17 protein-coding genes are annotated in these 14,304 nt (G+C 50.6%); 7 read left to right on the forward strand and 10 right to left on the reverse strand.

Annotated elements, in window-relative coordinates; all coding sequences use genetic code 11:
* Window positions 1-121: 121 nt before the first annotated feature.
* The 3 genes from KNP82_RS12390 to KNP82_RS12400 all read right to left on the reverse strand — a co-directional run bounded on the left by KNP82_RS12390 (window position 122) and on the right by KNP82_RS12400 (window position 2,393).
* Complete coding sequence (locus KNP82_RS12390; RefSeq protein ID WP_021065279.1) at window positions 122-340, reverse strand: PspC domain-containing protein; 219 nt, start codon at window positions 338-340, stop codon at window positions 122-124.
* A gap of 27 nt (window positions 341-367) precedes the next feature.
* Window positions 368-1,072 (reverse strand): NAD(P)H-binding protein, encoded by a 705-nt coding sequence (locus KNP82_RS12395; protein WP_021065278.1) that lies wholly within the window; start codon window positions 1,070-1,072, stop codon window positions 368-370.
* A gap of 79 nt (window positions 1,073-1,151) precedes the next feature.
* Complete coding sequence (locus tag KNP82_RS12400; RefSeq protein ID WP_214828197.1) at window positions 1,152-2,393, reverse strand: LCP family protein; 1,242 nt, start codon at window positions 2,391-2,393, stop codon at window positions 1,152-1,154.
* Between the two features lie 202 nt (window positions 2,394-2,595).
* Between KNP82_RS12400 and KNP82_RS12405 the strand changes: the two genes are divergently transcribed.
* Window positions 2,596-3,510, forward strand: coding sequence for a hypothetical protein (locus KNP82_RS12405; protein WP_021065276.1), 915 nt, complete (start codon window positions 2,596-2,598; stop codon window positions 3,508-3,510).
* Between the two features lie 191 nt (window positions 3,511-3,701).
* Here the strand turns inward: KNP82_RS12405 and KNP82_RS12410 are convergent, their stop codons facing one another.
* Window positions 3,702-3,929: a hypothetical protein gene (locus tag KNP82_RS12410; protein ID WP_021065275.1), complete on the reverse strand. Its 228-nt coding sequence runs from the start codon at window positions 3,927-3,929 to the stop codon at window positions 3,702-3,704.
* Window positions 3,930-4,259: 330 nt separating this feature from the next.
* Here KNP82_RS12410 and KNP82_RS12415 point away from each other — a divergent pair, with 330 nt between their 5' ends.
* Window positions 4,260-5,129, forward strand: a complete 870-nt coding sequence (locus tag KNP82_RS12415) for a hypothetical protein (protein WP_131472439.1) — start codon at window positions 4,260-4,262, stop codon at window positions 5,127-5,129.
* A 55-nt stretch (window positions 5,130-5,184) separates the two neighbouring features.
* On the opposite strand, the gene KNP82_RS12420 is transcribed toward KNP82_RS12415, so the two are convergent.
* Complete coding sequence (locus tag KNP82_RS12420) at window positions 5,185-5,556, reverse strand: hypothetical protein (RefSeq protein ID WP_021065273.1); 372 nt, start codon at window positions 5,554-5,556, stop codon at window positions 5,185-5,187.
* A 103-nt stretch (window positions 5,557-5,659) separates the two neighbouring features.
* Between KNP82_RS12420 and KNP82_RS12425 the strand changes: the two genes are divergently transcribed.
* Window positions 5,660-6,073, forward strand: a complete 414-nt coding sequence (locus KNP82_RS12425) for a VOC family protein (RefSeq protein ID WP_131472437.1) — start codon at window positions 5,660-5,662, stop codon at window positions 6,071-6,073.
* A 9-nt stretch (window positions 6,074-6,082) separates the two neighbouring features.
* Here the strand turns inward: KNP82_RS12425 and KNP82_RS12430 are convergent, their stop codons facing one another.
* Window positions 6,083-7,132: an NAD(P)/FAD-dependent oxidoreductase gene (locus KNP82_RS12430; protein ID WP_021065271.1), complete on the reverse strand. Its 1,050-nt coding sequence runs from the start codon at window positions 7,130-7,132 to the stop codon at window positions 6,083-6,085.
* Between the two features lie 190 nt (window positions 7,133-7,322).
* Between KNP82_RS12430 and KNP82_RS12435 the strand changes: the two genes are divergently transcribed.
* Both KNP82_RS12435 and KNP82_RS12440 read left to right on the forward strand, forming a co-directional pair.
* On the forward strand, window positions 7,323-8,171 hold the full coding sequence (locus KNP82_RS12435) for an ABC transporter ATP-binding protein (protein ID WP_051627751.1): 849 nt from the start codon (window positions 7,323-7,325) through the stop codon (window positions 8,169-8,171).
* A gap of 107 nt (window positions 8,172-8,278) precedes the next feature.
* The gene (locus KNP82_RS12440) at window positions 8,279-8,833 is read left to right on the forward strand and encodes a methyltransferase family protein (RefSeq protein WP_021065269.1); all 555 of its coding nucleotides are present in this window, start codon (window positions 8,279-8,281) and stop codon (window positions 8,831-8,833) included.
* 47 nt (window positions 8,834-8,880) lie between these two features.
* On the opposite strand, the gene KNP82_RS12445 is transcribed toward KNP82_RS12440, so the two are convergent.
* Both KNP82_RS12445 and KNP82_RS12450 read right to left on the reverse strand, forming a co-directional pair.
* Complete coding sequence (locus tag KNP82_RS12445; RefSeq protein ID WP_058765707.1) at window positions 8,881-9,690, reverse strand: DUF368 domain-containing protein; 810 nt, start codon at window positions 9,688-9,690, stop codon at window positions 8,881-8,883.
* An 85-nt stretch (window positions 9,691-9,775) separates the two neighbouring features.
* Window positions 9,776-10,342 carry a GNAT family N-acetyltransferase gene (locus KNP82_RS12450; RefSeq protein WP_242679030.1) on the reverse strand — a complete coding sequence of 189 codons (567 nt, stop codon included), beginning with the start codon at window positions 10,340-10,342 and terminating at the stop codon, window positions 9,776-9,778.
* 100 nt (window positions 10,343-10,442) lie between these two features.
* Here KNP82_RS12450 and KNP82_RS12455 point away from each other — a divergent pair, with 100 nt between their 5' ends.
* Window positions 10,443-11,192 carry a sugar nucleotide-binding protein gene (locus KNP82_RS12455; protein ID WP_029596072.1) on the forward strand — a complete coding sequence of 250 codons (750 nt, stop codon included), beginning with the start codon at window positions 10,443-10,445 and terminating at the stop codon, window positions 11,190-11,192.
* A gap of 20 nt (window positions 11,193-11,212) precedes the next feature.
* On the opposite strand, the gene cypC is transcribed toward KNP82_RS12455, so the two are convergent.
* Window positions 11,213-12,460: a CYP152 family fatty-acid peroxygenase CypC gene (cypC, locus tag KNP82_RS12460; RefSeq protein WP_353048278.1), complete on the reverse strand. Its 1,248-nt coding sequence runs from the start codon at window positions 12,458-12,460 to the stop codon at window positions 11,213-11,215.
* 79 nt (window positions 12,461-12,539) lie between these two features.
* Here cypC and KNP82_RS12465 point away from each other — a divergent pair, with 79 nt between their 5' ends.
* Entirely contained in the window at window positions 12,540-12,899 is a 360-nt protein-coding gene (locus KNP82_RS12465) for a potassium channel family protein (protein ID WP_131472430.1), read from the forward strand.
* Between the two features lie 18 nt (window positions 12,900-12,917).
* On the opposite strand, the gene KNP82_RS12470 is transcribed toward KNP82_RS12465, so the two are convergent.
* The gene (locus tag KNP82_RS12470; RefSeq protein WP_021065263.1) at window positions 12,918-14,276 is read right to left on the reverse strand and encodes an alanine/glycine:cation symporter family protein; all 1,359 of its coding nucleotides are present in this window, start codon (window positions 14,274-14,276) and stop codon (window positions 12,918-12,920) included.
* Window positions 14,277-14,304 lie beyond the last annotated feature (28 nt).

Here is a 14,304-nt window from a genome sequence, read left to right on the forward strand (position 1 = left end):
ACACCCTTGCGCTTGGCTAACTATTACTTCTGCCTTCACAGTTCGGGACTTGCACCCTATAGATTACGCCCATGCCGGGCACACTGAAAAACGTGCTGACCGCTATGGTCAGCACGTTTTGTTAAAAGCGACTGTCTTGCTCCGCCTCATACTCTGAAGGCGGTTTTTTCATGACGATGGCGAGGACGATATAAATCAGAAGACCTGGACCTCCAAATAGGGCGAGAACGACGAAGATGATTCGCATCAATGTCACATCGACACCTAAGTAGTTCCCGAGTCCCGAACAAACACCAGCAATCATTTGATTCGACGGATCTTTATACAGTTTTCGTTCCATCAAGACACCTTCTCCTCCAGTTTTTCGTTAACGCTGTGGTCGACGGAGCGTCGTTCTGCCACCTGTCGCCACTTCTCCACGACTGTCGAAATCGAGCGCATCGTTGATTGGTGTACTGCCTGATTTGACTTCAATCCGACGTCCGTACAAGCCTCGATTATCGAGCGAGGCGGCGATGATAGTCGCGACGTCCGTTTCAGAAATCGTTGCGTCACTCGCATCACTCAAATCTTCTGATGCCTCAATCGAGCCTTTCCCTGGACCATCTACGATTGTCACTGGGCAAATGATCGTGTAGTTCAAACCGCTATGTTCGATATACTCGTCAGCCGCATTGTTAGCAGACAAGAAGTTGAAATGTTCTTTTGGTGCAGCGTCTGGTTGATCGGCGCCGTAAGCGCTGAGCAAAACGACGTGGCGGACCCGTTCTTTTTTCGCAGCATCGATAGCTTTCATGGCGACGTTGCGGTCCAGCAGTTCGATTTCTTTGCTCGAACCTTCTGCCCCAGCCGTTGCTGCGATGATGACGGCATCCTGTCCGGAAGTCGCCTCGTGTATCCCTTTATCCAATTCTTTCTCGACGTCGACGGTGAGCACACGCGCACCCATTTTTTCATACTCTGCCTGTAGTTCAGGATAACGAATTAAAGCGGTCACTTGATGCGTTTTCGCTAAACTTTTCAATACACGTCTACCGATCTTTCCTGTTGCTCCAATGACTAAAACTTTCATTCAAATTTCCCTCCTCAAAAGAGTAGTTCATTTGATTAAATTTCCTCTTTCGGGATGGAATCAAACCCTTTTCGCAAAATTATCTAACAGTTCCCCACATCGTTAAGTCGAGGGCATCGCGAACGGCTTGAACACTCGCTTCGGTCGGTTGATAGTAATAGACGTTATCGATGTAGGCGTCTTCCCCTTCGATTTGAAGTTTGTCCACCTGTGGTTGTAGCACCATCGTCATTCCGATTGAAGCCATTTGCAACGGGTTCATCTCAAGCCCCATCTCGTCTTTCATAAAGCGATACGTTGCCGGGATTTTTGTCCAGCCTGTTGGACTGGCCAATTTATCGGCGACGGCTGACATGACCTCGGTCTGTCGATTCGATCGCGCCCCATCCGTATCTGTTTTCCGATGACGAGCATAGGCGAGCGCCATATCTCCATCCATGGCGTACGAGACACCTTCCGTGTATTCATACGTCTGATTGAAGCCTTTCTCACTGAACGAGTGGGTCGCCGTCACGTTGACGCCGCCAACCAAATCAATCAGTTCCATGAACGTTTCGAACGTGATGACGACTTGACCGTCGACAGACGCTTCGGTCAATCCCTCTACCGCTCCAACGGTACAGTCAGCACCGCCATAGGCGAAGGCATGGGTGATTTTATCGCCTTCTCGCTCTGGTTCACAAGGAATCGCCGTATACGTGTCACGTGGAATCGAGACGTTTTGGACAGTGCGGGAACGCGGCACGAATTCCATCAGCTGTAACGAGTCGGTCCGTGATCCTGATAACGATTCTCCGACCCGGGCATCACTGCCCATGACTAAAAACGTGACCGGACGTGTCGCCATATAGCCGGCCCCAATCATCAAGAGCAACAGGACGAGAAGCAATTTCCCTTTCCATTTGCGACGGCGTGGTTTTTCCTTCGGAGCGGCCGTCTCCCGTTTGGCGTGCGTCCGTTCCGGCTCTCGTGTTTTCTGTCTAGGCTCACGTCGTTCATCTCGGCGCGGCTTCGACTTACGCTTCTTACCGAAGGGAAGACTTAGTTTCGGTTTTTTGACGTTGAGCGATTTCTTCTTGCGTTCCGACGGCGTTTCCTCCGAACGATTTAAAAACGGATGCTCGCCCTGCCCTGTATCTGTCGGTCGATTCGAATCATTGTTAAACTTGTCTTCTACATGCCCTTGGTGCTGGGGCGTCCCGTGTCGAGCCTCTTCATCTAGTCGAGCTTGTTCGTCTAGCCGGGCTTGTTCGGTTAATCGTTCGCGTTCAAGCTCCCGTTTCCGTCGTTCGACACGTGATAAGTGTTGATCGTCATTCATATGCTGTACCTCTAGTATGGTTAGATTTTTCTACATTATCATCGACAAACGCTATTCTGACAACGGTTAGCGCAAAAATCCGTCTTAAGCATGAGACGGAAGGGTTGTTTTGAATCGAAACCGGGAAAGGAATAATAATTGGTGTCTGCCCATCTGTGGATGGATAGATTGTTCGACGTCCTCTCGAAAGGAGGGAGAGCTAATGCGTATCGGGAAGTTACGGATGTTGCTGGAACAATACGGTGAAGCCACGCTTCGCGATGTAATTGTCGAGATGTATCGCAACATCCCAAAAACCGTGATTGAAGAGAAAGACATCGACTTTATGGTCAGCCAGTTCACGCGCTATAAAGAACAAAAGTCGTCAGACGAACGTCATTCGCTCTCACAGACCATCATCCTCGCTGAGCGCTTTGTCGAATTGGCATATGACCATTTATATTTAGTACCCAATCAAGTGATGAGCGAACGGGATCAAAAAAACTGGTACATTCACGCTAAAAAGATTATTCGCGACCTCGTCCATTACGCTGACGATGAGCCCGAGGCTCGGACGATGTATGAAGAAATGTTTTTGTTGCTGTCGTCTTCAGCGGGAGAAGAACCTCTATTCACGACAAGTGACCCGTTTCGACTATTAAAATTGTCTCAAACCACGATGTTATCCCAACTGATTCAATATTATCAACTCGACGCCCCCGCCCCTGCCGTTTGGATCGATCGGTCTTTGTATACCGCGCTCCACGTCCCAAAAGATGTCGATTCCACCCGGGTCGATTTGCTCTCGACCCTCCTCGAGCAATCGTATAGTATAGCTGAATGGAACTTGCTCCACGAACGCCTCACCACGTTGTGCGACCGTACGTTAGCGAAAGCCCAGACAGACGATAATGCGCTCGCCGATTATCAAGCTTTAAAAATGCTCGAGCTAGAATTGCTCGTCGAACGCGGCTTGTTATCTGAGGCCGAACAAAAATTGTTCGCCGAATATATCCCGTTCTTCTCGCATCGTTCTGAACCGTTCAAAGTGTATGTCAATATGCTTGAAAGTCATGGACATACGAATGAAACGAAACGATTGCGTCGTCTCGCCAAAGAAAAGCGCATCCAGTTGTAACCTCATGCTGCATACGAAAAAAAGGGAGTCAATCGACATCGTCGGTTGACTCCAATACATGATATGAACGAGGGGTGTTCATCTGAAAAGGAGGGGAAGTTGGTGCAGAACTTCCTTCCTACACGTTTAGTATAAATCAGATTTGAAACCGCTTCCGTTTTAGATATTGCATTTTTGTGAACGTTTTCACGTTATTCGATGGCATTAATGATTCCAAGACCGATGACGGACAGTAACACGATCAGCACAAAAATAAAGACCATCTCATTCGGGGAGCGAAACCCCTCATATAGTTCTACCGCCTCGTCGACGATGACATTCTCGTGGACCACAATCGGTTCTTCTGTATCCGCTTGAGCCACGAGCGGCGTCCCCGCCAACAGCACTACTATCAACCACAAGCCTGTCAAATATCGCATAGTCGTCTCCTCGGTTCGTTTCTTTACATCAATTATAGCATGTCGATTTCAAAGTCATGACACGGTTTTCTTCGTTCCCCCCCCAGTTAAATAATTCTCACACCCATTTCCGTTTAAAAAGATCTGGTTTTGTTTTTTTCGATTCAGTTTGATACAAACCTATTTCTGAAGCCATTCTCCTGTTCTTTTTAAACGGGACTCTCAGGAAAATGCCTTAAATTCATCCCTATTTTAACCAAATAATGTTCATCATTTTAATACGAGCATTTTAAAGTGGTAACGCTTACAATTTAAGGGTGTTCCAATAAATGTAGAAAGTAGGTTGCTTTCATGAAGCACACCTTTATCGTCAAAGAAAGCCGACAACTCAAGCCCCATGAACGGTCCATGCTCCACTCTCTCTATCCAGCAGGTCAACTTCCACATCTTTTCTGTCTGCCTGCCGACTGCTACCACTATACTGGATGGTTTCGTAACAAGCCAGTCGCCGCTGTCACAGTTGACTGCAAGGATTTCAAAACCTCGCATTTGATTCGCTTGAGCGACACCACTTGCAAAAATCGCATGATGTTAAGCGGTTTAATCGATCAGGTCCTGTTCCAACTTCGATTAGAGGTTCGTCACAACACAACGGTTTCGGTAACTCTCCCAACTGACGCACCAGGCAATTTGTTGAATGGTTTCAAGGACATTGGATTTCTTCCCCACCTCGAGGCGACGTCGTTTGAGTTCCCTTTCGTTCCGTACACAAAAACAACTTTTGACCAATGGCAATTTTGTATAGAGTATCCGGAGACGCATGGAGATTGGTTACGAAAACGAAATCAATATTTCTGGCTCTTGCCTGGAGCCGTGCCTCTTACGACTCGGGCACTTGATATGCTCCATCGAAGGCAAACAATCTTTTATTCGTTAAAATGGAAAGGCACCGTGGTCGGTACGATGTATGGCGAGATTAAGCAAGGTCAATTGTACCTCCACGAGTTGCATATCGTTGGCCAAAAAGAATTTACTCAAGAAGGCATCTCATTTTTTCAGCAATCATACTATGATAAATTTAAAAAGACAGAATTGATGAGTGTCACTGCCACTTCGATGCAGACACACGTCCTACACGCTTTATACGAGCAAGGTGCCCGTCCAACGCCATCATCCACTTATACATTATTGAAGTACTTGACCCCAGCGCGAACCGATTAATAAAAAAACACGAAACGTCCGCGGTCCGTCAATCAGACTCGTTCGTTTCGTGTTTTTATTCGGCAGCGTTTGTCGAATCCATCGCGAGCGGTGGCATCTTTTCAAAGAGATCGGTCCGAAGACCCGTATCACGTCGGTCCAACGATTCAATCCGGTCGAACTGAATTTCACGATCCGTCACACTGAACCAGTACGTGATGTGGGGCTCGTCTGTAAACCGCAGGGCGTAGTTCGAACCGTTCAAGTGAAAGTCCACTTCTGTGGATAGAAGTTCAGATGGGCCAATTTTTTTATGGGTCGTCAAGCGTTCCAGAACGACTTGCTCTTCATTGATCCGATAGTCGACAAACGTCGCAAGTGAGAGTCCAAACACAAATGACACCAGCGCGAACGCGCTGACCAATCCAAGAGTGATCTTACCGTTCATTTCGCCGTCCCTCCCTCTTTTAGTATATCGGATTCCGACAAAACGTTGTGAAGTGACAATTTGTTCAAGTTTCGTCAAACTAGAGCGAGAGGAGGGAACAACCATGCACATTGACCATACCGGAATCGCCGTCCGTGACTTAGACGAGGCGATCACATTTTACACGACCGTTCTACAAGGAAAGTTGGTCGACCGTTATACGAACACAGCCATCGGCGTCGAGACGGAGATTGCCGTCATCCACGTGGGTGACGACGTAATTGAACTGTTATTGCCGACGAGTCCGACCAGCCCAATCGCTCGCTTCATGAAAGCGCGTGGTAAAGGTGTTCACCATATCGCCTATCGCGTCGAGGATTTGGACGAGTCAATCGAGTCACTTAAACGTGACGGTGTAACTTTTTTAGAGGACACGTTGCGGACGACGGCCAAAGGCCGGCGCCTCATCTATATGGACCCCCGTCATTCCGGAGGCGTCATCGTCGAACTATGTGATTATCCAACAATAAAGCAGTGAGGGCTCCCCTCACTGCTTTTGTAATGCCTGTTCGATGATATCCCGGTTCTTCGTTTTCAATCGTTCGTTATGGGATGATACCATTGCGGTTTTCGTCGCGTCCGGATCGATGAACGTTTTCGCTCGGTTGACAGCGTTGGCCGCATCTTGGAAAGCACCCGCAATCAGATGGACTTTCCCTTCATGCGTCAAAATGTCGCCCGCTGCGTATAGACCTGGCACCGACGACTCACTGCTCGCATTGCCTTTCACGTAAAAATCGTTCACCATCTCGACTTGAAGCTCACATTCCCCGAGAAGCGCTGTATCCTGCTCATACCCATGATTGATGACGACCTCGTCCACTTCCACAACCTCGCGGGCGCCTGTTCCGCAATCGACGAGAGCGACGGCATGAATCGTCGTCCCGTCCCGGGAAATCAAATCCTCGATTTGCGTATGCAATCGACAGTCGACACGTCCACAGAGGAGCTTATCGACTTGCGACTCATGTCCTTTAAGCGCCTCTTTTCGATACGTCAAAATGACACGCTCGGCAATCGGTTCAAGCTCGTTGGCCCAATCAATCGCACTGTTGCCGCCACCCGAAATCAACACCGTCTTCCCTTTGAACGCCATGAGCGATTTGACCGTATAGTGTAAGTTGGAGACCTCGAAGCGCTCCGCTCCGCTAATATCAATTTTCTGCGGTTGCAGGATACCACTTCCTGTCGCGACAATGACCGTTTTCGATCGATGTTGCCCGTGCGTCGTATCCAATACGAAATGGCCATCGTGATCTTTCGTCATCGATTCGACCTTTTCTCCGAGCACGACGGTCGGGTCGAACGTCAAGCCTTGTTCTACCAGTTGTTCGATGAGTCGAGCCCCGGTCGTCGGCGTGACACCCCCGACGTCCCAAATCATCTTCTCTGGATAGACATGGATTTTCCCGCCGAGATGCGGTTGAAACTCAATCAACTTCGTTTTCATCCCCCGCAATCCGCTGTAAAACGTCGCATATAGCCCGGCCGGTCCGCCTCCAATAATCGTTACATCATATAGGTCCTGTTCGCTCATCGTCCTCACCCTTCCTCAAAACTCCTGCGCCATTGATTCTCATTCTCATTCACTATACCGCGAATTAGACCGCTCGACAATCTATTTTGACATCAAACAAACATTGACACGATGTGTCGCACTTGCTATAGTAAACTCGATATTGAGAATCATTATCACGGGCGTCATTTACGGAAAGGGGGAATCCATCATGTCACGGATACATACGACGGATATCGAGGTCGGATATGGGGACAAGACGATTGTAAAACAATTGAGCTTGTCGATTCCCGACCATAAAATCACGACGATTATCGGACCGAACGGTTGTGGAAAATCGACGCTCTTAAAAGCGATGACACGGATTCTTTCTCCATCTGCTGGCGCTGTGCATTTAGACGGGGCCGACATCGCGAAATGTAATACGAAAGAGATTGCCCGTAAAATGGCCATCTTGCCGCAAACGCCGGAAGGTGCCGGCGGCTTGACCGTCGGCGAACTCGTCTCCTACGGTCGATTCCCTTATCAGTCCGGATTTGGACGCCTCTCGAAACATGACCATGAAGTCATCGATTGGGCACTCGATGTGACCGGGACGCTCGCTTATAAAGACCGCAGCGTCGACGCCCTGTCTGGGGGACAACGTCAACGCGTGTGGATTGCGATGGCACTCGCCCAAGAGACCGATTTAATCTTCTTGGATGAACCGACGACTTACCTTGATTTGGCCCATCAGCTCGAAGTGCTCGAACTGCTCGAAACGCTCAATCGAGAGCAAGGGCGGACCATCGTCATGGTGCTCCACGATTTGAACCAGGCCGCTCGCTTTGCCGATCATATCGTTGCGATGAAAGACGGCGAGGTGCTCGCGACCGGTTCGGCTGAGGAAGTCATTTGTCCGCTCGTGCTCAGACAAGTGTTCCATATCGATGCCATCATCGGGCGTGACCCCCGGACCGAAAAACCGATGTGTCTCACTTACCATTTGATTAAAGATGAGCTAAAAGAAGCGCCCCCTGCCCAGCAGGCCGCCGCAACTTTGCTTGCCAATGCCCGTTAGGCTTTCTTGACGTCCCGCACATCGCGAGACGTTTTTTCGTCTCCTGCACGTTAGTGAGGAGGAAGACACGGGTAATACATCGAAGGTATTGAAAAAGGAGGCACGTTATGGATTGGCTCGATGGATTATTTGTTCTCACCTCGGTCGCTTGGCTATATGAAATTTGGCGATACCGAAACCGGTCCGAACCGACCGATGGTGCCAGTGAGCACGCCAGTTTTTATATCGTCTCATTGATGATGGTTACCGTATTCGCTATCTCGATCGGACTTTCTGTTTGGACCGATACACGTCAGGCCACACTGCAACGCCTGCTCGGCCTGAGCGGGTTCATCGCCGGTGTCTCACTTCGCTATTGGGGCATCCGACAATTGCGCCATCAGTTCACCCGCCACGTCGTCGTCCGGCCCGCGGATGAGCTCGTCAGTTCGGGACCGTATCGTTATTTACGCCACCCCCTCTACACAGGGCTCTTATTTATCACGTTCGGATTTTCACTCTTTTTCGCACCTTGGACGATTGCTCTCGTCGGTACATGTTTGATGAGTCTCGCTCTCTTATGGCGCATCCATATCGAGGAGAAGATGTTGACGTCTCACTTCGGTGTGACGTATCAGACGTGGGCCAAGTCACGTAAACGCTTGATCCCGTTCATTTATTAAGCAAAAAACATGCACGCTCGTCTTCATTGACGGGCGTGCATGTTTGGTTAAACGGAGAAACGTCCAAGTAGACGGACGATGATGAATCCAGCGAAGAACGAGAAGATACTGAGTATCCACATGATTGTCGTGTCCGGCAGACCTGGGAACACGACCGCAAGCGAGCCGATGACCAACCCGATGATGACCGAAAACGTCATGCCCGGAAAATGACCGAGCAAATAGCGAATCACTTTACTGCTGACGATAAAACCGACGGCCACTCCAAGACCGACGATGCCGATAATGAGCAAGTTCAAGTTCGACAACGCGCTGATGACGGTCGGATACACCCCGATCAAAAGCAATACGAATGAGCCACTGATTCCCGGCAACAACATCGCCATACTGCCGAGCCATCCTGAGAAGAACAAGAGAATCGTCGTCCCTGTCGAGAGTTCCGTGATGATCGCCGTATCTGCTGGTTTGATGATTGCCATGCTGGCCACAAGAATCGCTCCGATGACCATCGCGACGATATGCACCGGTCGCATAATGGCTCTCGTTCGAAATTCAAAGAAGAGCATCGGGATAATCCCGAGAATCAATCCGATGAAAAAGAACTGGGTCGGTTCATAATATTCGAGCAAGAGGAACTCAATCACGCGGCTGAGTCCTAAAATCGCCCCTGCCATTCCAATCCCGAGCGGAATCAAGAACAACAAGTGCTGTTTCCAATGCCGACTGAAGATACCACTGATTGCTTCAATCAAACGGTCATAAATTCCTAAAATGACTGCAATCGTCCCGCCGCTGACGCCAGGAATCAAATCACTCGTTCCCATCGCGATGCCGCGCAACATATTCTTCCACTCCATACACAATCTCCTTTTTCTCTCTCAATGTGATCAAGCATATAGTATAGCCGAGTCCAGATCGGTTTGCATCGGTTTCGTGACGTGTTCAGGCGTTCTCGCTTACCGTAAACGTCATATAATCGAACCGTCCCCCGGATATCTCAATCTCTTTCTCTTTCATAAAGCCGAGACGTTCATACAATCGACCTGCTGCCGGGTTCGTCTGATCGACGTTGAGCGTGACGCGAGGAATGTTCATGGCACGCGCATGAGCAATCGCCTGTTGAATCAAGCCCGTCCCAATCCCGCGTCCGCCGAACGTCGCGTCGACGGCGACCGAGTCGATATACAGGACGTCGCCTTCCGTTTCGACATCCAACTCGTCAGACTGACCGTTTGTCCGGAGCCAAGCTTTAATCGGTTCATCGAGCATTGCCGCCTGCTCGCCATGATACGCAATCAGGATGCCTGCAATCGTCGCATCGGATTCGGCCACCCATATGTTCTCGTAGCTCAAGCGGTTGCCAGGCTGACCAATCCACATCGCGAGTCGAACGAGCATGTGCTCTTGATCGGATGTGCCGGTCAATGAATAGGCGATTTCATGAATCGCCGTATAGACGAGCGGTGCAATCTGCAACTGATCGTCCGGTGTCGCTTTTCGAATATTCATCATTATCGCCTCCACTCAACAGTCTAGCATAAAGCTGTCCACAAAGGGTTTGTCAGTTCATGAAGTGTGGGATGATAGAAACAAAAGGGAGGAATGCATGATGAAAGCAATTTTAACAGGTATGAACGGGACCGTCGCCCCTGTCGTCGCCGAGACGTTAACGCGGCATGGCATCGAGCCCGTGGCCTGGGACCGAACGAAAGTATCGACCACAGATGAGGCCGAGATGCGACGTTTCATCGAATCGGTGCGTCCGAACTACTTTCTTCATATCGGGATGGGTGCCGTCGAATGGGCCGACACGCTAGCTCGGCTATGCGGAGAATATAAGATTCCATTTCTCTTCACGAGCACCGTCTCGGTGTTCTCTGACAACGTGACAGGGCCAATCACACCGGACATGCCTCCTGACGCGACCGATGAATACGGGGCCTATAAGCGGGCCTGCGAAGAGACGATTGCCCGGACCAATCCTGGTGCCCAAATCGTACGGCTCGGTTGGCAAATCGGGCATCGTGCCGGTTCGAATAACATGATGGATTATTTCGAGAACGAGATGAAACGACATGGCGTCATCGTCGCGAGCGCTCACTGGTACCCGTCTTGCTCGTTTTTGGAAGACACGGCCGATGCCTTGTTCGAGATTTTGACGAAGCGAGGGCCCGGGCTGTACCAATTGAACGGCAATTCGAGTCACTCTCTGTATGACATCGCGATGGCGCTCAAAGAGTCACATGATACGTCGTGGCAAATCGAACAGACTGATGAACCGAAACGTGATAATCGAATGGTCGATACGAATATCACGATTCAACCGATTACAAAACGGCTAGCGTTACACACGAAATGAGTCGCCCGCGGGCGACTCATTTATTTGTTCTTTCGAATTTGATTCAGCACGAAACGGCTCTTCGGTAAACTCGGAAAGTCGACAAAGCTATAACTGAGGTCTTGCGGAGGCACCTCGTAACGGTAACGTGTTAGGAACACGTCGATCGTCTCGCGCATGATTGCAATCGTCACGTGCTCCCCCGCACAGCGGTGTCCGAAATCGACATCCCCGCCGCCTTGCGGAATGAACGTGAACGGACTTTCCGTCCAGTCTTTGAACCGATCGGGGTTGAATGTATCCGGTTCCGTCCACAAGGAAGGGTCATGATTCGTCCCATATAAATCGAGCAAGACGAGCGTCCCTTCTTCGAACGTAAATCCGTTCCACTCGAAATCTTGCTTGACCCTCGCAGCGGTCACGGGGAAAAATGGATAAAAGCGTCTCACTTCTTGGACGAACCATGTCGGTTCGGTCTCACCACGCGCCAATCGGTCCCGCGCTTCCGGAAATTGGTGGAGCGCCAATACAGTGAACAACACATAAATCGAGACAGCCACGGTCGGGCGCAATATATTGATTACTTCGACAGCAACGACGTCGGCCGGAAGCAGATGACCCGCTTCATCCCGATGCCAAGAAAATTCGTATAACGCCGTTTGTTCGTTTGGGAGAAGCCGGTTCGTCCGCACTTCTTCGACCATGCCACGCACCCACGCCTCGGCCGAGGAGCGGGCCGCTCGCCCCCGAACATGTTTTGGTCCGAGGGCAGTCCCAGATTCAAATAACAATTTCATCTCGTCCGTCCGACGCGCTACTTCGCTTTCATGGAGCGGGACCCCGGCCCATTCACAGACGGCCCGCATGAGAACTTCTTGCGCCGTGTCATAGAGCACCGTCTCGTCAGCTGCCGCGTCGAGCGCCCGTTCCCACTCCCGGCTGACCAGCTTCGTTAACCGCTTGATATTTTGTGGGAACATGAGCGCCATGAACATCTGTTTGCGATGTGTATGGGCCGAGCCGTCTAACGTCTGCACACCATCCTCACCGAATAGTGTTTTCAGCAACCGTTTCGGTGCCGCATCTTTGCGCACGAACTTGTCCGCGTCATAAAACAAGGCTGCCGCCTCGCCGCCTCCGAGACAGATGACGCGTTCGCCGAGCAAGCGTGTTTCAAACAGAGTGGATTGAAAGCTCTTCCGACGGTTCGGGACGTATAAATATCCTTCCCGTAGGAACGCCAGGCTATGATCGAGCCCTTCTTCTTTTGGAATCAGTCGTGTCATCATGATCATCCTCTCCAGTTTTGCTATAAAGGATGTTCCCCTGTTGCTAGCGAACAAACCTATAGGGAAAGGAGGAAATGAAATGCTATCTTTCATCTTGACGTTCCGGCGCATGTTCCGCGGGATTTGGCGTGGCTTGAAGGATGCGGAGTTTCAAGTCTTGTTCAGTCTAGCCTTCCTGACCATCCTCTCCGGGACACTGTTCTACTCACGCTTCGAAGACATGCGTTGGCTCGATGCCCTGTATTTCAGTATCGTCACACTCACGACAATCGGCTATGGGGATTTTGTCCCGACGACCGATATCGGCAAAGTGTTCACGATCGGCTATGTCATCACGGGTGTCGGCATCATGGTCGGTTTCATCACGAAAGTGTTCGACCATCTTCAACAAGCACGGCTCGAAGAGGTTCGCAAACGCAATACGCCACCGTCCCCGTAAGGATGGTGGCGTATTGGTTTAAGAAGCTTTTCGATTTCGATTTTCGAGTTCGAGCTGTTGATTGAATCGCTTCGTTTCAGCAATGACGACACCCGACAAGAACAGTAAGCCAATCAAGTTCGGGATGGCCATCAAACCGTTGAACACGTCCGAGAGCGCCCAAACCAAGTTGAGGTTCGTCGTCATCGCACCGAGACCGGCAACGAGAACGAACGCAATCCGATAAGGAAGAATCGATTTTTGACCGAACAAGTAATGAATCGACCGTTCCCCGTAGTATGACCACCCGAGCACCGTCGAGTAGGCGAACATGACCAGTCCAATCGTCACGATATAACCGCCGGCCGGTCCAAGGAATTGCTCGAACGTCGCCGTCGTCAATTCGACCCCCTCGAGGCCCGAACCGATTTGACCGCCCATGACGAGCGTGATTCCCGTGACAGAACAGACGATGAGCGTATCGAGAAACACTTGCGTCATCGAGACGAGCGCCTGACGTCCCGGCATATCCGTTTTAGCAGCCGCTGCGGCAATCGGCGCCGAACCGAGACCTGCCTCGTTCGAGAAGACGCCGCGCGCCACACCGTAACGAATGGCGGCCCCGATGGCTCCGCCACCGATTGCTTCGGCACTGAACGTGCTGCTGAAGATGAGGGCGATGGCATCCGGAATGAGCGTGTAGTTCATCACCATAATCAACAATCCGCTGCCGAGATAAAAGACGATCATGACTGGTACGAAGTAACTGACGACGCGACCGATTGATTTGACACCGCCCAAGATGACCGCGCCTGTGAAAATCATAATCAAGATACCAGAGACATACAACGGCACGTCAAAGGTCGTCTTGAGCGCCATCGCGACCGAGTTCGTCTGCACCCCGTTCCCAATCCCAAATGCCGCGAGCGAGGCGAATCCTGCGAATGCGACGGCGAGCCAACGTTGCTTCAAGCCACGTTCTAAGTAATACATCGGCCCCCCGGCCATTTGTCCGCGTTCATCGGTCACCCGATATTTAACGGCGAGCACGGCTTCGGCGTATTTCGTCGCCATACCGAAAAATCCGGATACCCACATCCAGACGATCGCCCCCGGTCCACCGAGCACGACCGCGGTCGCAACCCCGACGATATTCCCCGTACCGACGGTTGCTGCGAGCGCCGTCATGAGCGCTTGGAAGTGACTGATATCCCCTTTCGATGTTTTGTCTTGATTTTTAGAAAACGCGAGCTTCAATGCGTACGGCAACTTCGTGACTTGAAGTCCCCCGAGCCGTACCGTCAAGTAGATGCCTGTCCCCACAAGCAAAATCAATAACGGTGGTCCCCACACAAAGTTCGAAATCGTACCGATGAGTTCACTGAACGATTGACTCATATTGAATTCCCCTTCCCCTTATGTAATC

It is taken from the genome of Exiguobacterium sp. s26, assembly GCF_018618235.1.
In the GTDB taxonomy this organism is placed as follows: Bacteria; Bacillota; Bacilli; order Exiguobacteriales; family Exiguobacteriaceae; genus Exiguobacterium; species Exiguobacterium chiriqhucha.

What these genes read in the sequence shown, in the direction of transcription:
- KNP82_RS12435 (WP_051627751.1), top strand. Translation starts at nt 7,323, where the DNA reads ATGTCACGGATACATACGACGGATATCGAGGTCGGATATGGGGACAAG.
- KNP82_RS12445 (WP_058765707.1), bottom strand. Translation starts at nt 9,690, where the DNA reads ATGGAGTGGAAGAATATGTTGCGCGGCATCGCGATGGGAACGAGTGAT.
- KNP82_RS12465 (WP_131472430.1), top strand. Translation starts at nt 12,540, where the DNA reads ATGCTATCTTTCATCTTGACGTTCCGGCGCATGTTCCGCGGGATTTGG.
- KNP82_RS12400 (WP_214828197.1), bottom strand. Translation starts at nt 2,393, where the DNA reads ATGAATGACGATCAACACTTATCACGTGTCGAACGACGGAAACGGGAG.
- KNP82_RS12440 (WP_021065269.1), top strand. Translation starts at nt 8,279, where the DNA reads ATGGATTGGCTCGATGGATTATTTGTTCTCACCTCGGTCGCTTGGCTA.
- cypC (WP_353048278.1), bottom strand. Translation starts at nt 12,460, where the DNA reads ATGATGACACGACTGATTCCAAAAGAAGAAGGGCTCGATCATAGCCTG.
- KNP82_RS12395 (WP_021065278.1), bottom strand. Translation starts at nt 1,072, where the DNA reads ATGAAAGTTTTAGTCATTGGAGCAACAGGAAAGATCGGTAGACGTGTA.
- KNP82_RS12390 (WP_021065279.1), bottom strand. Translation starts at nt 340, where the DNA reads ATGGAACGAAAACTGTATAAAGATCCGTCGAATCAAATGATTGCTGGT.
- KNP82_RS12420 (WP_021065273.1), bottom strand. Translation starts at nt 5,556, where the DNA reads ATGAACGGTAAGATCACTCTTGGATTGGTCAGCGCGTTCGCGCTGGTG.
- KNP82_RS12425 (WP_131472437.1), top strand. Translation starts at nt 5,660, where the DNA reads ATGCACATTGACCATACCGGAATCGCCGTCCGTGACTTAGACGAGGCG.
- KNP82_RS12415 (WP_131472439.1), top strand. Translation starts at nt 4,260, where the DNA reads ATGAAGCACACCTTTATCGTCAAAGAAAGCCGACAACTCAAGCCCCAT.
- KNP82_RS12410 (WP_021065275.1), bottom strand. Translation starts at nt 3,929, where the DNA reads ATGCGATATTTGACAGGCTTGTGGTTGATAGTAGTGCTGTTGGCGGGG.
- KNP82_RS12450 (WP_242679030.1), bottom strand. Translation starts at nt 10,342, where the DNA reads ATGAATATTCGAAAAGCGACACCGGACGATCAGTTGCAGATTGCACCG.
- KNP82_RS12430 (WP_021065271.1), bottom strand. Translation starts at nt 7,132, where the DNA reads ATGAGCGAACAGGACCTATATGATGTAACGATTATTGGAGGCGGACCG.
- KNP82_RS12455 (WP_029596072.1), top strand. Translation starts at nt 10,443, where the DNA reads ATGAAAGCAATTTTAACAGGTATGAACGGGACCGTCGCCCCTGTCGTC.
- KNP82_RS12470 (WP_021065263.1), bottom strand. Translation starts at nt 14,276, where the DNA reads ATGAGTCAATCGTTCAGTGAACTCATCGGTACGATTTCGAACTTTGTG.
- KNP82_RS12405 (WP_021065276.1), top strand. Translation starts at nt 2,596, where the DNA reads ATGCGTATCGGGAAGTTACGGATGTTGCTGGAACAATACGGTGAAGCC.